The organism is Pseudomonas sp. H1_F01 (assembly GCF_054681425.1).
Map to the genome: position 1 here is coordinate 2,024,837 of NZ_CP162823.1, position 17,357 is coordinate 2,042,193.

Consider the following 17,357-nt stretch of genomic DNA (forward strand, 5'->3'; position numbering starts at 1 on the left):
GATCCATCGGCAAGAACTGAAATGCCCCGTATCAATCGATACGGGGCATTTTTTTTGAGTGCAGTGTCTTTTTCCGTGGACTGTGGGAGCGAGCCTGCTCGCGATAGCGTTGGAACTGCCGACATCGAAGTGAAAGTTATACCGCTATCGCGAGCAGGCTCGCTCCCACAGGGTTCGCTGATACTATTGCCACAGATTTTGTTTCGTCACAGGAAATCGAATGTCATTCATCCAAGCCAACCTGATCCACCTGCTTGCCGCCGCCTGGTTCATCATCTGCTGGGCGGGCTACACCCGTTATGCCTCTTGGAAGGCGCGCGACACGGCGTGCCTGGCCAGCGTGATGCACCTGTACCGCGAAGACTGGATGCGCCGCATGTTGCTGCGTGAGAACCGTATCGCCGATGCCAGCGTGATCGGCAACCTGGAGCGCAATGCATCCTTCTTCGCCTCCAGCACGCTGATCATCCTGGCCGGTATCCTGACGGTACTCGGGGCATCTGATCGGGCGGTGTCGTTGCTGGCGGACATACCGATGGTGCAGCAGGCTTCCCAGGGCATGGCGGAGGTCAAGTTGCTGTGCCTGGCACTGGTGTTCGTGTATGCGTTCTTCACGTTCAGCTGGTGCATGCGCCAATACAACTTTGCGGCAGTGCTGATTGGCTCGGCGCCGATGATCGGCGAGCGCCATGTGTCGGAGCAGGAGCGCAAGGCCTTTGCGCTGAGGGCGGCGCGAGTGATCTCCATGGCCGCCAACCAGTTCAACTTCGGCCTGCGTGCCTATTACTTCGGCATGACCATGTTGGCGTGGTTCGTCAGCCCGTGGTTATTCATGCTGATGAGTGCTGGTGTGGTGTTCGTGCTGTATCAGCGCGAGTTTCACTCCGATGTGCTGGACGTGATGGTCTATACCCCCACCGAAGCGCCAGTGTCCGAGGTGGGCAAGGAAGCGGCCTGACAGGCGTCGCCGCCAAATCGCAGGCAAAAGAAAACCCGCACCAGGCGGGTTTTCTCTACTGCTAAAACCGTATCAGTTGGTTTTAGGCGCGGTAGCAGGTGCTTCCTGCTGGGCGGCGCTGTTCGATTCAGACTGAGCTTTGGCGGCTTCGGCGTTTTCTTTCGCCGCGTCGTTCACTTTATCCTGTGCTTTGTTCATGTCTTGCTGAGCTTGCTCAGCGTGTTGTTGGGCATCTTGAGCTTTGTCCTCGGATTTTTTATCGCAGGCAGCGAGGCCGAGGGAGGCGGCCAACATCAAGGCAATAGCAAAAGTCTTACGCATGGGGTGTTTCTCCTTATGGAAATAACTACTGGCCTTTTGAACGCCGCCCCTCGGATTAAGTTCCTGTTGCGTAACAGATATATAACTTTGCACTGCAATGGAACTTTGTGCATTGCGCCTGTTTTCAGGTCTCGTCACTCATTGGAGCGCTAATCGAATGGCCGAAGACCCCGTTTTTGAGCGTGCGACACGTTTTTTATCCGCACTCAGGCATTGCCAGGTGCTGGGCTTGAAGTTGCACAGTGCCAGTCGTGACGGGCTGACGGTCATCCTGCCGTTCAGCCCGCAAATCGTCGGCAATCCACTGACGGGCATCATCCACGGCGGGGCCTTGACCTCATTGATGGACACCGCGTGCGGCATGTCGACCTTATGTGTGCTGCCGCAATTCGAAGTCTGTCCCACCCTCGACCTGCGCATCGACTACATGCACGCCGCCGAGCCCCATAAGGATGTCTACGGCTTCGCGCAATGCTACCGAGTCACCCCGGACGTGATCTTCACCCGGGGTTTCGCCTATCAGGACGATCCCGAACAACCCATCGCCCATGTGGTGGGTACCTTCATGCGCCTGGGCCAGCATGCCAGGGGAATAGGGAAGGGCGGCCCGATGACCGCTGTGGGCCAGCCATGACCGATATCACTCAGGAACAACTGCGCCGCGCTTGCGAGCAGGGCGACTACGCGCTGCTGCTCGCTTCGATCCCCTATGCCCAACTCATCGGCGTCCAATGCACGCGCCAGGGCGACGACTTGTTGTTTCGCCTGCCGGCCAACAAAGACAACATTGGTAACCCTTTACTGCCGGCCATCCATGGTGGGGTCATCGCCGGTTTCATGGAACTGGCCGCTGCCGTGCATCTGTTGATCGCCACCGGCACGCCAGGCATACCGAAAATCATCGATTTTTCCCTGGATTACCTGCGCACCGGGCAGTTTCGCGACACCTATGCCAAATGCCAGGTCTGGCGCCAGGGCCGGCGGGTCGCCAACGTCGCGATCACCGCCTGGCAAGACGTCGAGGCCGAACCCATCGCCACTGCCCGGGCGCATTTCAAGATCCAGGAGCCGTCAAAACCGGATCGCCCTTGAACTGATCACTCAGAGCTCGGTGAAGTTGATGATGGCATGTTCTTTTGTTCGACCCGGAAGGTCAGATAGTTTGAGGCGAAGATAATCACTGCGCCGACCAGTACCCAGATTTCGAGAGGCTCGCCGTAGAGAAAAAAACCAACGACGGCAATGAGCGGCACCCTGAAAAAATCAATCGGGATGGCAATGGAGGCTTCCATGACGCTGAGCGCCTTGGCCATGGCGAAGTGCGCACTTAAACCTGTTATGCCCAACAGCAGGATCCAGGGGATGCAGGCAAGCGTAGGGGTACGCCATTGTGCCAGGGACAGGCCAAGGCCCAAGGGCAATTGTAGAAGCACCATCCAGATCACGATGATGGCGGGACTGCTGGTCAACGTCAGTTTTTTCACCATGATGATGGATGTTGCATAGCCCATGGCGGCCAGAAGAACGATAAACGCGGCGGGTTCGATGCTATCAAGGCCGGGCCTTAGAACGACCAGGACGCCCAGGAAACCGCCGATGGCGCCGAATACCCTGGCGGTGGAGAGTTTTTCCTTCAAGAATAAAAACGCCAGGAGGGAAACCCATATCGGCGTGGTGAACTCCAGGGCAAAGACCTTGACCAACGGAAGCGATGCCACGCCAATGGTCCAGGCATATTGTCCGGCGAAGTGAACCGCGTTCCTGCCAATCTGCAGGCCCAGGTCACGGGCTTGTTTGAGCTTGGCGCGCTGTTGGTAAATAACCGGAAAAATAATGATCAGTCCGACCAAGGACCTGAAAAACAGGATCTCGAAGATCGACATGAACTTGGAAAGCTCTCGGGCCGCGACAGCCATGCCTATGAATGAAAGCAGGCTTGCTGCCATCCATAATGCTCCACCTGATGGCAGCTTTACCTGATGCATTGATGCTCCTTTTTACTCGGCCATTGTTCTTCGTGAACCGCCGTCGGGTATTAAAGCAGCGATTATCCGTGGCTCAGGCAATTTCTTCGCAACACATTTCCATCAGTACCCGGCCAGGTGCCAGAGGCGGGTGGCCAACGTCGCAATCACCAACTGGCAAGACGTCGAGGCCGAACCCATCGCCACTGCCCAGGCGCATTTCAAGATCCAGGAGCCGTCAAAACCGGATCGCCCTTGAAATCATCAGCGTTGCCCCCACCTTGAGGACATCCCGCCGCCAATCTCAGCGAGGCGGACACCACCATCCACTTGGAGTTTGATGACCATGAGCGTGGAAACTCAAAAGGAAACCCTGGGCTTCCAGACCGAGGTGAAGCAACTGCTTCACCTGATGATTCACTCGCTGTATTCCAATAAGGAAATTTTCCTTCGCGAGTTGATTTCGAACGCCTCTGACGCTGTCGACAAATTACGTTTCGAAGCCCTTTCCAAGCCTGAATTGCTGGAAGGCGGCGCTGAGCTGAAAATCCGTGTGAGCTTCGACAAGGACGCGAAAACCGTCACCCTCGAAGACAACGGCATCGGCATGAGCCGCGAAGAGGTGATCACGCACCTGGGCACTATCGCCAAGTCTGGCACTGCCGATTTCATGAAGAACCTGTCCGGCGACCAGAAGAAAGATTCCCACCTGATCGGCCAGTTCGGCGTCGGTTTCTATTCCGCGTTCATCGTTGCCGACCAGGTCGAAGTGTTCAGTCGCCGTGCCGGCCTCGCTGCGAGCGAAGGCGTGCACTGGTCGTCCAAGGGCGAGGGCGAGTTTGAAGTCGCCACTATCGACAAGGCTGATCGCGGTACCCGCATCGTGCTGCACCTCAAGTCCGGTGAAGACGAGTTCGCCGATGGCTGGCGCTTGCGCAACATCATCAAGAAGTACTCCGACCACATCGCGCTGCCGATCGAGCTGCCGAAGGAAGTCACCGCTGCCGAAGGCGAAGAAAAGCCTGAAGTGGAATGGGAAACCGTCAACCGCGCCAGTGCCTTGTGGACCCGTCCGCGCACCGAGGTGAAAGACGAGGAATACCAGGAGTTCTACAAGCACATCGCCCACGACTTCGAGAACCCGCTGAGCTGGAGCCATAACAAGGTCGAAGGCAAGCTGGAGTACAACTCGCTGCTGTACGTGCCGGCCCGTGCACCGTTCGACCTGTACCAGCGCGAAGCGCCACGCGGCCTGAAGCTGTACGTGCAGCGCGTGTTCGTGATGGACCAGGCCGAATCGTTCCTGCCGCTGTACCTGCGCTTCATCAAGGGTGTGGTGGACTCCAACGATTTGTCGCTGAACGTTTCGCGGGAAATCCTGCAGAAAGATCCGATCATCGATTCCATGAAGTCGGCACTGACCAAGCGCGTGCTGGACATGCTGGAAAAACTGGCGAAGAACGAGCCCGAGCAGTACAAGAGCTTCTGGAAAAACTTCGGCCAGGTGATGAAAGAAGGCCCGGCCGAGGACTTCGCCAACAAAGAGAAGATCGCCGGCCTGCTGCGCTTTGCGTCGACCCAAGGTGATGATGGCGAGCAGATCGTTGGCCTGGCCGATTACCTGGCTCGCGCCAAGGAAGGTCAGGACAAGATCTACTACCTGACCGGTGAAACTTATGCACAGGTCAAGAACAGCCCGCACCTGGAAGTCTTCCGCAAGAAAGGCATCGAAGTGCTGCTGCTGACCGACCGCATCGACGAGTGGCTGATGAGCTACCTCAACGAGTTCGACGGCAAGAGCTTTGTCGACGTGGCCCGTGGTGACCTGGACCTCGGCAATCTGGATTCGGAAGAAGACAAGAAAGCCGCCGAAGAAGTCGCCAAGAGCAAGGAAGGCCTGGTCGAGCGGATCAAGACGGCCCTGGGCGATGCTGTCAGCGAAGTGCGTGTCTCGCACCGCCTGACCGATTCCCCGGCGATCCTGGCCATCGGTGAGCAGGACCTGGGCCTGCAAATGCGCCAGATCCTCGAAGCCAGCGGCCAGAAAGTCCCGGACTCCAAGCCGATCTTCGAATTCAACCCGGCGCACCCGCTGGTGGAAAAACTCGACAACGAGCAGAGCGAAGAGCGTTTCGGCGATCTGTCGCACATCCTGTTCGACCAAGCGGCCCTGGCGGCTGGCGACAGCCTGAAGGACCCGGCGGCGTATGTGCGTCGCCTGAACAAGCTGCTGGTTGAACTGTCAGCTTAAACAAGTGCAGGAAAAACCCGCTTCGGCGGGTTTTTTCATTTCTGGTGTTCAGTCAAAAAGGAGTCCGTCATGAGTCAGGTTACGGTTCGTTCGCTGGTCTATCAGATCGAAGGTCAAACCTATGAAGGCCGCCTGGCCTTCGACGTCAGCCAACAGGGCTCGCGCCCGGGGTTGCTGATGGCGCCGAATTGGATGGGCGTAGGGGCGGGGGCCGAGGACATCGCCAGATCGGTGGCGGCCAACGGTTATGTGGTGTTGATCGCCGACCTCTACGGGCAGACGGTCCGCCCGAGCAATGCCGATGAGGCGGGGGCGGCGATGATGCCCCTCAAGAACGACCGGGCGTTGTTGCGCAAGCGCATGCAGGCGGCGCTCGAGCAACTGCAGAGCCAGGGCGAAGCGCAGGTCGACGCTTCCAGGCTGGCCACGTTCGGCTTTTGCTTCGGGGGTTGCTGCGCCCTGGAACTGGCCCGCAGCGGCGCACCGCTGAAGGCGGCGATTTCCTTCCACGGCACCCTGGATACACCGAACCCGGCCGATGCGCAGAACATCAAGGGCGCGGTGTTGGTCATGCATGGCGCCTCGGACCCGCTGGTGCCGAAAGAGCAGCTACCGGCCTTCGAAGATGAAATGGACGCCGCCGGGGTGGATTGGCAACTGCTGAGCTACGGCGGTGCGGTGCATTCGTTCACCGACCCGCAGGCCAATGTGCCGGGCAAGATGATGTACAACGCCAAGGTGGCTGGGCGGGCGTTCCGGTCGATGCATAACTTGTTGGATGAAGTGTTCAGGGGCTGAGATTGGGGCGTTTGATACAAAACCATCGCGAGCAAGCTCGCTCCCACATTTGACCGGGGGGGTCGCAGCACTTGCGAACGACACCGATCCAGTGTGGGAGCGAGCTTGCTCGCGATGACTGCCTGACAGGCAACCTTGAATCTAGGGCAATTCGATCCGCTCGCTTTCCCCCGGCACCGTCGGCCAGTCCCCAGCCGCCCAGCGCCGGCGGGCTTCATCGATCCGGGCCGGGTCGCTGGAGACGAAGTTCCAGTTGATCCGTCGCGGCCCGTCCAGGGGCGCACCGCCGAATAGCACGGCGTGGCAGTCACTGTCGGCAAACAGCGTCATTTCTTCCCCTGTCGGCAAGATCACCAGGGAACGGGCTTCTACCGGCTCGCCATCCAATAAGGCCTCGCCGCTCAGCACATACAGGGCTCGCTCTGCATGCTCGTTGGGAATCAACAAGGTCGTCGCGGTCTGCAGGTTCAATTCGGCATACAGCGTCGGCGACAGCACCGGCACCGGCGATTCCAGGCAAAAGCCTGACCCGGCGATCATCCGGATGCTGACCCCCAGGTTCTCGCTGACCGGCAGGCTCTGTGCCGGGTGATAGCTGTAGTGCCCGGGGCCTTGTTCATGGGCCTTGGGCGAGGCCAGCCAGACTTGCAATCCGTGCATGACGAACGCGCTGCCCAGCAATGACTCGGGGGTGCGCTCGACGTGGGCGATGGCGCTGCCGGCGGTCATCCAGCTGACATCTCCGGCGTCCACCACCTGGTCGGAACCCAGGCTGTCCTTGTGCTGGAGTTTTCCTTCGAACAGGTAGGTGAGGGTGGACAGGCCGATATGCGGATGCTGGCGGATATTCATGCCTCTCCCGGCCGGGTAGGTGGTTTGCAGCATGTGATCGAAGAACACGAAAGGCCCGACGCTGCGGCATTTGGCGGACGGCAGTGGGCGAAGAATCGGCTGGCCTTCGACATCTTCGGCGCGGGGGCGAACGGTCAGGGGAGTGGTCATGTTGTCTTCCAGGTTGAACAACGGTTGCACGAAGCATAACCCGTCGCCGGCAGACGCGGCAGATACGCCTTGAACCCCGGCGGGACGGTTGGGGTCTACGCTCTTCAAGGCTTCTGGAGACTGCCCGTGCCCCTGACCCGTTTGATCTGCGCCTGGCTACTGGTCGTTTCCAGCAGCGGCGCCGTGGCTCGCGAATATGCCTACAGCGATGCACACCTGCATTACGTCGATTTCTTCCAGGAAACCGCCGGCATGCCCAAGTTGCTCCAGGCGATGGCGGACAATCGCATTGAGCATGTGATGATTTCCGGTGTGCCGGTGGCCAAGAAATGGCATGAGGACGAGCCCAAGCGTCCACGCTATTACGCCGGTGACGATGCGGATGCCTATTGGTACAGCGCCACCGACGTGATTGTCGCCGCGGCGGTGAGCAAGCTGACCGACGAGCAGCGTCGGCACTTTCATCCATTCCTGTCGGGCTTCAATCCCAACGACAAGAACTCCGCCGCCCATATCCAGCGCATGCTCGATCTCTACCCGGGTTTGTGGCAAGGCATCGGCGAGGCCTTCACCCGCCATGACGATCTGACGGCGCTGACCTCAGGCGACACCCCACGGGCCAACAACGAAGCCATGACGCGGATCTATCACCTGGCGGCCGAGAACGACCTGCCGGTGATGCTGCATTCCAACATCACTTCCAAGCGTGAGAAAAATCCGCTGTACCTGGCAGAAATCGAGGAGCCGTTGCGCAATCATCCGCACACGCGCTTCATCTGGGCCCACGCCGGTACCAGCATGGAAATCCATCGCCACCAGACCCGCTTGGATTTTCTGTTGCCGACCCTGACCCGCATGCTCGAGGCCTATCCCAATCTGTACATAGACCTTTCCTGGAGCGTGCTCACGCCGTACTTGCTGGACGAGGCGGGTAAGCCCCGGGATGAGTGGGTAACGCTGGTGGAGCGCTTTCCTGAGCGCTTCATGGTGGGCTCGGATGTCGTCGGGCGGTTCGACAGGTTGGGCAAGGAGCTGCGCAGCTTCGATCCGTTCCTCGATGCCTTGCCGCAAGACGTGGCGCGGAAGGTAGCGCGGGATAACTTTCTGGCGGTGTTGTGTGGGAGCAAGGCTTGCCCGCGATGAAGACGACGCCGGTTCTCGGGGAAACGAGGTGCCTGCATCGCGAGCAAGCTTTGCTCCCACAGAGCAACATCGCTTTGTCATCAGCCTGTCACTCCCGCGTCATACCCTCGCGCTCATCTCAATCAAGGAGCGCACTATGCACCTCACCCGTTCAAGCGCACTGGTCGCGCTGTTGTTGACCTGCGGCCTGGCACAGGCCGAAGTCCGTGTCGAAGGCCCGGTGGAGTACGGTGTTTTCGAAGGGCCGCAAGCCGAGCTGCAATCGGGAGAGCGGGTCCTGCGGCGCGGCAACGAGCAGATCCGCCAGACCGAGAGCGTGCCGGCGAAGCTGGGTACCAAGTTCGGCATGCGCTACCAGTTGGCCGGCAAGGTCGCGGATGACCAGCCGTTGACCCTGTTGTACTTCACCCCCGGCATCCGCACCCCTGATGGCGTGCGCCACGACAAGTTCGAGGTCATCCAGAAACTGGTGCCCGGCGCGCCCCAGGATGTCATGGCCTACGAATTCACCGAAAGCCACGAAGTGGTGCCGGGGGAGTGGCGGTTCATGGTGTTCCAGGGTGATCGGCTGCTGGCGCAGCAGCGGTTTGTCGTGCGCTGATTGAGGGAACACTGTGGGAGCGAGCTCGCTCCCACAATGAACTCAGGCATATTCGCCAGGCAAAAAAAACGCCCCGAACCAGTCGGGGCGTTTTTGTGTGCGGCGTAGCGGCGGGGCTTACTTGCCCTGCCAGCGCTTCAGTACCAGGGTGGCGTTGGTGCCGCCGAAGCCGAAGCTGTTGCTCATCACGGTATTGATGGTGGCGTTTTCGCGAGTCTTGGTCAGGATTGGCAGGTCGGCTACTTCTGGGTCCAGCTCGTCGATGTTGGCCGAACCGGCCATGAAGTTGCCTTCCATCATCAGCATGCAGTAGATCGCTTCGTGAACGCCGGCGGCGCCCAGGGAGTGACCCGACAGGCTCTTGGTGGAGCTGATGGCCGGGGCATTGCCGCCGAACACTTCGCGCACACCTTTCATTTCCGCGACGTCGCCGACCGGGGTCGAGGTGCCGTGGGTGTTCAGGTAGTCGATCGGTGCGTCAACGGTGGACATGGCCATCTGCATGCAACGGATGGCGCCTTCGCCACTTGGGGCGACCATGTCGTAGCCGTCGGAAGTGGCGCCGTAGCCGACGATTTCCGCGTAGATCTTGGCGCCACGGGCCAGGGCGTGTTCCAGCTCCTCGACCACCACCATGCCACCGCCGCCGGCAATGACGAAACCGTCACGGTCGGCATCGTAGGCACGGGAAGCTTTTTCCGGCGTGTCGTTGCGCTTGCTGGACAGGGCGCCCATGGCGTCGAACAGGAACGATTGGCTCCAATGTTCTTCTTCACCGCCGCCAGCGAACACGACGTCCTGCTTGCCCATCTGGATCTGTTCCATGGCGTTGCCAATGCAGTGGGCACTGGTGGCGCAGGCAGAGGCGATGGAGTAGTTCAGGCCCTTGATCTTGAACGGCGTGGCCAGGCAGGCGGAAACCGTGCTGCTCATGGTCCGCGTGACGCGGTATGGGCCAACGCGCTTGACGCCTTTCTCGCGCAGGATGTCCAGCGCTTCCATCTGGTTCAAGGTGGAGGCGCCACCGGAACCGGCGATCAGGCCGGTGCGCGGGTTGGAAACCTGCTCTTCGGTCAGCCCGGAGTCAGCGATGGCGTCCTTCATGGCCAGGTAGGCGTAAGCCGCCGCGTGGCCGACGAAACGGTAGATCTTGCGATCGATCAGCTCTTCGAGGGGAAGGTCAATGGAGCCGGAAACCTGGCTACGCAGACCCATTTCGGCATATTCCGGGTTGAACCGGATGCCAGGGCGACTTGCACGCAGGTTAGCGGAGACGGTCTCTTTGTCATTGCCCAGGCACGAAACGATGCCCAGACCAGTGATAACGACGCGGCGCATGCGGATAACCCTTAGAAGTTGTCAGTGGAGGTGAAAACGCCGACCCGAAGGCCTTCGGCGGTGTAGATCTCGCGACCATCCACGGCAACCGAACCATCGGCAATGGCCATGTTCAGCTTGCCCTTGAGGACGCGTTTGATATGAATGTTATAGGTGATTTTCTTGGCGGTCGGGAGGACCTGACCAAAGAACTTCACTTCGCCCGAACCCAGGGCGCGACCGCGACCCGGCAGGCCTTGCCAGCCGAGGAAGAAACCGACCAGTTGCCACATGGCGTCCAGGCCCAGGCAGCCCGGCATCACCGGATCACCTTCGAAGTGGCAGGCGAAGAACCACAGGTCCGGAGTGATATCCAGCTCGGCGACCAATTCACCTTTGCCGTACTTGCCACCCTCTTCGCTGATATGGGTGATGCGATCCACCATCAGCATGTTCGGGGCGGGCAGTTGCGCGTTACCTGGGCCGAACAGCTCACCGCGACTGCAGCGCAGCAGATCTTCCCGGGTAAAGGCGTTTTGTTTGGTCATGCGAGCTCCTCAATAGTCCCATGCGGCAGGGTGGGGCAAATCTTCCCGGCCGATCGAAGCGTTCATGCCTCGAGTCGACAGCCTACTCATAGACTATTGCGTTGTAGTGAAAGTCACAGCACACGGGAAATGAATGTACACCTGTGCACTGAAATTTTTATTCAAGCCCCAATCGAGGCTTGTTCGGGTGCCTAAGACTGCCGCACTTTCGCCTTTCACGCCAGTCACAGATGGTCCAGTGACCTGTTCTAGTTCACCCAGCGCTGCAGAATCTGCTGCAGGTCGTTCCTTTTGAACGGCTTGGCCAGGTAATCGTTCATGCCCGCCGCGAGGCAGGCTTCGCGGTCACCCTGCAAGGCGTTGGCCGTCAGGGCGATGATCGGCACCTCGCCGCAGCCTGGCAACTGACGGATCTGCCGCGTGGCTTCGTAGCCATCGATGATGGGCAATCGGCAATCCATGAGGATCGCTTCGAAAATCAGGCTTTCGGCGCTGCGTACAGCTTGGGCGCCATCGGTGGCGATGCTGACGGTGAAGCCGAGGCTGCGCAGCATGGCTTCGACCACCGTCTGGTTGACCGGATTGTCTTCCACCAGCAACACGTTGCGGCCTTCGCCATCGCCGCTGCCAACCGGCAGGCGCGGCGCCAGGATCGGTGGTGTCTGGCGCGACAGGGCCAGCGGGATTTCGAGGGTGAACACCGAGCCCTGGCCTTCTTCGCTCTGGGCCCGCAGCGTCCCGCCCATGCGCTCGGCCAGGGTACGGGCGATCGGCAGGCCCAGGCCGGTGCCGCCGTAGCGCCGGGAGATCGAATTGTCGGCCTGCTGGAAGGCGTCGAACATGCGCTCCAGGCTCTCTGCCGGGATACCGATGCCACTGTCGCGCACTGTGCAGGTGAACCACAGCAGTTCGTGGTCCAGGGCCTGCCACTGGCATTGCACGGTGACACGACCTTGCTCGGTGAATTTCAGTGCATTGCCGATCAGGTTGACCAGGATCTGCCGTATCCGCGTCGGATCGCCCTGGACCTGCAAGGCCTGCATGTCGTCCGGGACCAGCAGGTCCAGGCCCAGCTTGCGCTGCGCGGCGCTGTGCTGGAACGACTGCGCGCAACTGCTCACCAGCTCTGCCAGGTTGAACGGGATGTGCTCCAGCTCCAGGGCCGAGCGTTCGATGCGCGAGAAATCGAGGATGTCGTTGATCACCTTCAGCAGGTGTTCGGTGGATTCCGAGGCCAACGCCGTGTACTCGTGCTGCTCGTCGGTCATGCGGGTGGTTTCCAACAACTGCAGCATGCCCAGTACGCCGTTCATGGGCGTGCGCAGTTCATGGCTCATCATCGCCAGGAATTCGGACTTGGCGCTGTTGGCTTTTTCCGCTTCTTCGCGGGTCTTGATCAACTGTGCCATGGCCTGGTGCTGTTCGCGGCTGGCTTGCCCCAAACCATCGGCCAGGTTGTTGATGTGCCGCGACAAGGCCCCCAGTTCGGCGTCGTCGACGATGGGTAGCGGGGTGCTGTAGTCGCCTTGCTGGATGGCCTTGACCGCGTTGCCGATATCGCGGATCGGCCGGGACAGGTTGGTCGCCAGCCGGCGTGCCACCAGGAAGGTGAACAGCAGGGCGAACAGCGCCAGGATCGCGGCCTTGAACAGGATTTCCTGCTGCCGCTGACTGAAGGCGTCACTGGACATGCCGACGATCACGCGGCCCAGGTAATCTTCGCCGGAGGCCTCCACGGATGGGCTGTTGCCCTGCAGGAAGTCATTGTTCAGGGCGATGCGCTGCAGGCGCACCGGGGCCTGGAAGACTTCGACCTGTTGGGCACGGCTGCGGGTTTGCTCGGGTTGTTCGACGTACACCAGGACCTTGTCGGTGCTGTCCTGGACCTCCAGGAAGCGCACGTGCGGGGTTGCCAGGGTGGCGGTGAGCAGGCTTTCCAACACTTCTTTGTTGCCGGAAATCACCCCGTATTCCGTGGCAGGGGCCAGTTGGTTGGCGATCAGTTGCCCGGTGTGATTGAGTTCCTGGCGCAAGTCCTGGATCCGCACGAAGGTAAAGAAACTGATCAGCAGCACGGTCAGCAACAATGCCGGGCCGAGGGCGATGAGCTGGGTTCGGGTGTTGATGTCCCAACGGCGACGCAAGGTCATGGGCGGTGTTCTCCTTCGGCCAACGTTGCCGCGACGGATTCGGCATCAATCGGTTCGATCCCCAGTGAGCGGGAGACTTGCCGGTTGCCCAGGACCTTGAAACGGTCCGGATAGAGGGTGCGCGGCCAGGTGGTGGCGGGGCGGTCGAGCAGCTCGTCGAGAATCGCCAGCCAGTCTTGTTGGTCGCTATAGGTGCTGGCCAGGCTGCCGGCCTTGACGAACGCGGCGCTGGGCCCGATCAGGGCGCGTTGCCGGGCGTAGCTGCTGAGCAACAGGTTCTTCACGGTCTTGGGGTTGTACAAGTCGGGGTCATCGAGACCCAGCAGCACGTCGCTCTGGCCCAGCAGGTTTTGCAGGGGACGGCTGTCGTTGGTGTCGTCCCAGCGTTCGCTGACGATGGCCAGGCCCAGCGGTGCCGCGGCCTGTTGAATGTCCTTGAGCAGGAATTCGCTGTGGGTGTCGTAGAGCACGCCGACCCGTCGCACCTGCGGCAGGATGGTGCGAATCAGCCGCAATTGCCGCGCCATCGGTGGATCGCTCCACAGCAGGCTCAGGTGCGCAGGCGTTGCTTCGCCCAGGCGATCGCGGGCTTGCTGGCGGCTGATGCGCAGCACCAGGGTGGCCGGCCCCCGGGCGTCTTGCAGGCGCCAGTCGAGGCTGGGCAGGTCAAGCAGGACCAGGCGGACATTGCCCGGCAACTTGTCTGGCGCTGGCAGGTTGGCCAGCGGCGTGAACCGCACGCTGTCTTCGGGGCGCAGGGTTTTCAGGGCCTGGGTAAAAGATTGCACGCCGGGGCTGTCCTCGGCGCCGGTCAGCAGGATCTCGGCGGCCCGGGCCTCGATGGTCGCCAGCCAACCGGCAAACGCCAGGCATAGGGCTAGCGTCAGGCGGCCATGAAATGGCGTCTTGCGCGGTGGGCGTCGGGACATCTAGAAGGACAACTCCGCGCTGAAGTACACGACATGGCGGGAGTCGTAGCGGTTGTCGATAAAGGTGGTGGGCTGGTTATCCAGGCGTTGCTGCAGGACCCCCGCCAGTTCCAGGCTGGCCTTGCCCAGGGGAATGCGCCGGGCGAGGCGGGTGTCCATCCGTTCGTAGCGATAGCCATTGAGGGCGTCGGCGGCGTAATAGAACAACGCACTGTTCCAGCCTTGGCCCCAGTCCCGTAGCCAGCCGGCCGAACCGCTGTTGCGGGCGGTCAGTTGTTCGTCGAGGGGGTTGCTGGCCTGGGCGTCGACATAGGCATAGGTCAGGCGCAGGCGGTCGGTGCTGGTCAAGCGCCAGTCGAACTGGGTTTCGGCCCCGGAGAATTGCGATTCGTTGCTGTTGCTGGCGATGTACTGATTGTTGCGCAACGGTTCGCTGATCATGCCGGTGATTTCGTCATGGAACAGTTTCACATCGACCGCCAGCCCCAGGTCCACGAAATAACCGTTGTAGCCCAGTTCCCGGGAGCGCATGTGCTCTTGCTCCAGGTTGCCCGGGCCGCGGGTCCGGACGAAGTAACGGGCGCTGTTCTGGCCGAAGGCGGCGGGTTGCAGGTTGGTGACCTGATAGCTCCAGTTGACGTTGTTCTCGAACATGTCCGGGGAGCGCACGGCTTCGGAGTACACCGCCCGCAGGCCGTGGCGCGGGGTGATCAGGTAGTTGACCGCGACCCGTGGGGTCAGCGAGCTGCCGGTCAGGCGGGTGTCTTCGAACATCGCGCCGCCCTGCAACAACCAATGTTCGGTGGCCCGCCATTCGAGCTGGCCGAACAGGCGCCACGTGGTGTCGTCCAGGGTGCCGTTGAAGTAGGTCTCCGAGTCGGCCCGGTCATAGCGATAGTTGGCGCCGGTGACCAGTCGCAGGCTGTCGGACAGGCTCAGGGTGTCCTGGATCTCCAGGTCGTAGCGCGATTCCCGGGCGCTTTGGTCGATATCGCCGCACAGGGTTTGCGAGGCGCCGTTGCGCCACTGGTCGAGCACCTGATTGGCCAACGTTTGTTCCTGTGGCGTGCCGGCTGGCGCGCCGCTGTTGATGTAGCTGGGGATATTGCGTGCCAGCTTCTCGGCATAGTTGGGGTTGAGCTGCCACAGGTCGGTCAGTTGCGGGCTGAAGGACACCTCGGCGTCGCATGCGCGCCAGGTCTGCTGGCGATCCCAGTGCTGGATCGAGCCCTGTACATAAAGACTGTGGTTGGGGTCCAGGTCCAGGTTCCAGCGCAGTGAGCCGGCGTAGTCCTTGGCGATGACGTCGGAGTTATCCCCAGCGGCGGTAATCCCGGCAAACACCGGATGGTAGGTATAGGGCCGCTGATTGGTCCCGTCCTTGGCGCTCAATTGCCAATCGATACTTTGCTGCTCGTCCAACGTCTGGCTGACGGACAGGTTGAAGCGGTTCAGGCGGCGGCTGTCGCGGTAATCGGCGCCGTTGCGGTCGCTGTCAAAGCCATCGTCTTCCTGGCCGGACAGCGACAGCCGCAGGTCGCCGCCGTCCCAGCCGCTGCCCTGGCTGGCGTACCAGTCGCTTATGCCACGCTGGCCACGGGTGATTTTCAGCCGGGTGCCATGGCTGTCGGCCGGGGCGCGGGTGATGATATTGACCACCGCCATCAGCGCATTGGCGCCGTAGCTGACGGTGTTGGGGCCGCGGAAGACTTCGATCCGCTCGATGTCCTCCATAGCCACCGGAATATCGCTCCAGTCCACCGTGGCCAGGCCGGCGCGGTATACCGAGCGGCCGTCGATCAGCACTTGCATGCGGCGGGCTTCGCTGGCGTTGGTGCCATGGTAGTTCACGGCAGCCTGGTTGCCGCTGATGTTGCCGACCATCATGCCCGGCACCAGGCGCAGCAGTTCGCTGATATCGCGGGCGCCGCTGGCCTTGATCAACTCGCTGTCGAGCACGGTCATGCTGCCTGGCACTGCCGCTGGTGATTGCTTGAGGCGCGTGGCCGTCAGCACCTGGGGCATGGGCTGGCTGTCCACGAACAGGTCGTCGCCCAGCACTGGCGGGCTGATGATCAGTGCCAATAGCAGGGACGAACCTGGACGGGAAGGGCCAACGGACACGGCACAGCCTTTGAGATAGGGTGGATGGCGGGCATGTTAACCGAGCTGAACGACTTTTCCATTCGCGTTGACAGCATTTTCCTAGGAATTGATGGTCAGCTTCCTACAACTGGTGGTAATTGTTGCCGGGGCTGGTCGCGCTCTGGCCGCTCCGTATAATGCCCCGCATTGCCACTTGGTATGGATGAACGGATTGCATATGACTGAACAGCGCCCGATTGCGGTCCTGGGAGGCGGGAGTTTCGGCACCGCCGTGGCTAACCTGCTGGCCGAGAATGGTCACCCGGTGCGCCAGTGGATGCGTGACCCGGAGCAGGCCGAGGCCATCCGGGTCAATCGCGAGAACCCGCGTTACCTCAAGGGCATCAAGATCCGCCCGGAAGTGGAACCGGTGACTGACTTGCAGGCAACCCTGGAGGGCAGCGACCTGTTCTTCGTCGCCTTGCCGTCCAGCGCCTTGCGTTCGGTGCTGGCGCCCTACGCGGAACGCTTGAGCGGCAAGCTGTTGGTGAGCCTGACCAAGGGCATCGAAGCCAAGACCTTCAAGCTGATGAGCGAGATTCTCGAAGAAATCGCGCCCAAGGCTCGGATCGGTGTGATCTCCGGGCCGAACCTGGCGCGGGAAATCGCTGAGCATGCGCTGACCGCTACGGTGGTCGCCAGTGAGGATGAGGAGCTGTGCCAGCGGGTCCAGGCGGCACTGCATGGCCGTACCTTCCGGGTCTACGCCAGTGCCGACCGTTTCGGTGTGGAGCTGGGCGGGGCGTTGAAGAACGTCTATGCCATCATCGCCGGCATGGCGGTGGCGCTGGGCATGGGCGAGAACACCAAGAGCATGCTGATCACCCGTGCGCTGGCGGAAATGACCCGCTTTGCCGTCAGTCAGGGCGCCAATCCGATGACCTTCCTGGGGTTGGCCGGCGTGGGCGACCTGATCGTCACCTGTTCCTCGCCCAAGAGCCGCAACTACCAGGTCGGTTTTGCCCTCGGCCAAGGCTTGAGCCTCGACGAGGCCGTGTCGCGCCTGGGTGAAGTGGCCGAAGGGGTCAATACCCTCAAGGTGCTCAAGGCCAAGTCCCAGGAGGCGGGGGTGTACATGCCACTGGTCGCCGGGTTGCACGCGATCCTGTTTGAAGGGCGCACGCTCGAACAGGTGATCGAGCTGTTGATGCGTGGCGAACCGAAGACCGATGTCGATTTCATTTCCACCAGCGGTTTCAACTGAACCTTTATTGACCGCAAGCAGGAGCG

The 17,357-nt window shown here is 61.0% G+C and carries 16 protein-coding genes and 1 pseudogene; 9 read left to right on the forward strand and 8 right to left on the reverse strand.

The genetic code is table 11. The annotated features are described in order from the left end of the window. The first annotated feature begins 220 nt into the window (after nucleotides 1-220). The gene (locus AB4O09_RS09300) at nucleotides 221-958 is read left to right on the forward strand and encodes a DUF599 domain-containing protein (protein WP_003204424.1); all 738 of its coding nucleotides are present in this window, start codon (nucleotides 221-223) and stop codon (nucleotides 956-958) included. Between the two features lie 72 nt (nucleotides 959-1,030). On the opposite strand, the gene AB4O09_RS09305 is transcribed toward AB4O09_RS09300, so the two are convergent. After that, nucleotides 1,031-1,279 (reverse strand): hypothetical protein, encoded by a 249-nt coding sequence (locus tag AB4O09_RS09305; protein ID WP_003204422.1) that lies wholly within the window; start codon nucleotides 1,277-1,279, stop codon nucleotides 1,031-1,033. 157 nt (nucleotides 1,280-1,436) lie between these two features. On the opposite strand from AB4O09_RS09305, the gene AB4O09_RS09310 reads away from it, so the two are divergent. Then, nucleotides 1,437-1,913: a PaaI family thioesterase gene (locus tag AB4O09_RS09310; protein WP_003204420.1), complete on the forward strand. Its 477-nt coding sequence runs from the start codon at nucleotides 1,437-1,439 to the stop codon at nucleotides 1,911-1,913. Next, complete coding sequence (locus AB4O09_RS09315; RefSeq protein ID WP_003204417.1) at nucleotides 1,910-2,371, forward strand: PaaI family thioesterase; 462 nt, start codon at nucleotides 1,910-1,912, stop codon at nucleotides 2,369-2,371. Before AB4O09_RS09310 ends, AB4O09_RS09315 begins: the two co-directional genes overlap by 4 nt. A gap of 5 nt (nucleotides 2,372-2,376) precedes the next feature. On the opposite strand, the gene AB4O09_RS09320 is transcribed toward AB4O09_RS09315, so the two are convergent. Continuing rightward, nucleotides 2,377-3,264, reverse strand: coding sequence for a DMT family transporter (locus AB4O09_RS09320; RefSeq protein WP_003204414.1), 888 nt, complete (start codon nucleotides 3,262-3,264; stop codon nucleotides 2,377-2,379). Nucleotides 3,265-3,382: 118 nt separating this feature from the next. On the opposite strand from AB4O09_RS09320, the pseudogene AB4O09_RS09325 reads away from it, so the two are divergent. The 3 genes and pseudogenes from AB4O09_RS09325 to AB4O09_RS09335 all read left to right on the forward strand — a co-directional run. Next, nucleotides 3,383-3,502: pseudogene (locus AB4O09_RS09325) on the forward strand (PaaI family thioesterase); the annotation flags it as partial. 87 nt (nucleotides 3,503-3,589) lie between these two features. Continuing rightward, complete coding sequence (htpG, locus tag AB4O09_RS09330; protein ID WP_003204412.1) at nucleotides 3,590-5,494, forward strand: molecular chaperone HtpG; 1,905 nt, start codon at nucleotides 3,590-3,592, stop codon at nucleotides 5,492-5,494. 69 nt (nucleotides 5,495-5,563) lie between these two features. Continuing rightward, nucleotides 5,564-6,292: a dienelactone hydrolase family protein gene (locus AB4O09_RS09335; RefSeq protein ID WP_039013693.1), complete on the forward strand. Its 729-nt coding sequence runs from the start codon at nucleotides 5,564-5,566 to the stop codon at nucleotides 6,290-6,292. Nucleotides 6,293-6,433: 141 nt separating this feature from the next. Here AB4O09_RS09335 and AB4O09_RS09340 read toward each other — a convergent pair whose 3' ends face one another. After that, nucleotides 6,434-7,294, reverse strand: coding sequence for a pirin family protein (locus tag AB4O09_RS09340; RefSeq protein ID WP_460108122.1), 861 nt, complete (start codon nucleotides 7,292-7,294; stop codon nucleotides 6,434-6,436). A 126-nt stretch (nucleotides 7,295-7,420) separates the two neighbouring features. Between AB4O09_RS09340 and AB4O09_RS09345 the strand changes: the two genes are divergently transcribed. Continuing rightward, nucleotides 7,421-8,437 (forward strand): amidohydrolase family protein, encoded by a 1,017-nt coding sequence (locus AB4O09_RS09345; RefSeq protein WP_460108125.1) that lies wholly within the window; start codon nucleotides 7,421-7,423, stop codon nucleotides 8,435-8,437. A 136-nt stretch (nucleotides 8,438-8,573) separates the two neighbouring features. Beyond that, nucleotides 8,574-9,038 (forward strand): DUF3859 domain-containing protein, encoded by a 465-nt coding sequence (locus AB4O09_RS09350; protein ID WP_003204405.1) that lies wholly within the window; start codon nucleotides 8,574-8,576, stop codon nucleotides 9,036-9,038. Nucleotides 9,039-9,155: 117 nt separating this feature from the next. Here AB4O09_RS09350 and fabB read toward each other — a convergent pair whose 3' ends face one another. The 5 genes from fabB to AB4O09_RS09375 all read right to left on the reverse strand — a co-directional run bounded on the left by fabB (nucleotide 9,156) and on the right by AB4O09_RS09375 (nucleotide 16,106). After that, nucleotides 9,156-10,376, reverse strand: a complete 1,221-nt coding sequence (fabB, locus tag AB4O09_RS09355) for a beta-ketoacyl-ACP synthase I (protein ID WP_013694028.1) — start codon at nucleotides 10,374-10,376, stop codon at nucleotides 9,156-9,158. A gap of 11 nt (nucleotides 10,377-10,387) precedes the next feature. Further along, nucleotides 10,388-10,903, reverse strand: a complete 516-nt coding sequence (fabA, locus tag AB4O09_RS09360; RefSeq protein ID WP_003204400.1) for a 3-hydroxyacyl-[acyl-carrier-protein] dehydratase FabA — start codon at nucleotides 10,901-10,903, stop codon at nucleotides 10,388-10,390. 248 nt (nucleotides 10,904-11,151) lie between these two features. Then, the gene (locus AB4O09_RS09365; protein WP_003204399.1) at nucleotides 11,152-13,053 is read right to left on the reverse strand and encodes an ATP-binding protein; all 1,902 of its coding nucleotides are present in this window, start codon (nucleotides 13,051-13,053) and stop codon (nucleotides 11,152-11,154) included. After that, nucleotides 13,050-13,982, reverse strand: a complete 933-nt coding sequence (locus AB4O09_RS09370) for an ABC transporter substrate-binding protein (RefSeq protein ID WP_003204397.1) — start codon at nucleotides 13,980-13,982, stop codon at nucleotides 13,050-13,052. The genes AB4O09_RS09365 and AB4O09_RS09370 overlap by 4 nt, the downstream gene beginning before the upstream one ends. Beyond that, a complete protein-coding gene (locus AB4O09_RS09375) occupies nucleotides 13,983-16,106 on the reverse strand; it encodes a TonB-dependent receptor plug domain-containing protein (RefSeq protein WP_003204396.1) in 2,124 nt (707 codons plus the stop codon). Nucleotides 16,107-16,305: 199 nt separating this feature from the next. On the opposite strand from AB4O09_RS09375, the gene AB4O09_RS09380 reads away from it, so the two are divergent. Further along, the gene (locus AB4O09_RS09380) at nucleotides 16,306-17,331 is read left to right on the forward strand and encodes an NAD(P)H-dependent glycerol-3-phosphate dehydrogenase (RefSeq protein ID WP_003204394.1); all 1,026 of its coding nucleotides are present in this window, start codon (nucleotides 16,306-16,308) and stop codon (nucleotides 17,329-17,331) included. Nucleotides 17,332-17,357: the final 26 nt, after the last annotated feature.

Excerpts from the sequence above, each read along its gene's own strand:
- AB4O09_RS09335 (WP_039013693.1), top strand. The coding sequence starts at position 5,564 with ATGAGTCAGGTTACGGTTCGTTCGCTGGTCTATCAGATCGAAGGTCAA.
- AB4O09_RS09380 (WP_003204394.1), top strand. The coding sequence starts at position 16,306 with ATGACTGAACAGCGCCCGATTGCGGTCCTGGGAGGCGGGAGTTTCGGC.
- AB4O09_RS09370 (WP_003204397.1), bottom strand. The coding sequence starts at position 13,982 with ATGTCCCGACGCCCACCGCGCAAGACGCCATTTCATGGCCGCCTGACG.
- AB4O09_RS09300 (WP_003204424.1), top strand. The coding sequence starts at position 221 with ATGTCATTCATCCAAGCCAACCTGATCCACCTGCTTGCCGCCGCCTGG.
- htpG (WP_003204412.1), top strand. The coding sequence starts at position 3,590 with ATGAGCGTGGAAACTCAAAAGGAAACCCTGGGCTTCCAGACCGAGGTG.
- fabA (WP_003204400.1), bottom strand. The coding sequence starts at position 10,903 with ATGACCAAACAAAACGCCTTTACCCGGGAAGATCTGCTGCGCTGCAGT.
- AB4O09_RS09305 (WP_003204422.1), bottom strand. The coding sequence starts at position 1,279 with ATGCGTAAGACTTTTGCTATTGCCTTGATGTTGGCCGCCTCCCTCGGC.
- AB4O09_RS09320 (WP_003204414.1), bottom strand. The coding sequence starts at position 3,264 with ATGCATCAGGTAAAGCTGCCATCAGGTGGAGCATTATGGATGGCAGCA.
- AB4O09_RS09340 (WP_460108122.1), bottom strand. The coding sequence starts at position 7,294 with ATGACCACTCCCCTGACCGTTCGCCCCCGCGCCGAAGATGTCGAAGGC.
- AB4O09_RS09310 (WP_003204420.1), top strand. The coding sequence starts at position 1,437 with ATGGCCGAAGACCCCGTTTTTGAGCGTGCGACACGTTTTTTATCCGCA.
- fabB (WP_013694028.1), bottom strand. The coding sequence starts at position 10,376 with ATGCGCCGCGTCGTTATCACTGGTCTGGGCATCGTTTCGTGCCTGGGC.
- AB4O09_RS09315 (WP_003204417.1), top strand. The coding sequence starts at position 1,910 with ATGACCGATATCACTCAGGAACAACTGCGCCGCGCTTGCGAGCAGGGC.
- AB4O09_RS09365 (WP_003204399.1), bottom strand. The coding sequence starts at position 13,053 with ATGACCTTGCGTCGCCGTTGGGACATCAACACCCGAACCCAGCTCATC.
- AB4O09_RS09350 (WP_003204405.1), top strand. The coding sequence starts at position 8,574 with ATGCACCTCACCCGTTCAAGCGCACTGGTCGCGCTGTTGTTGACCTGC.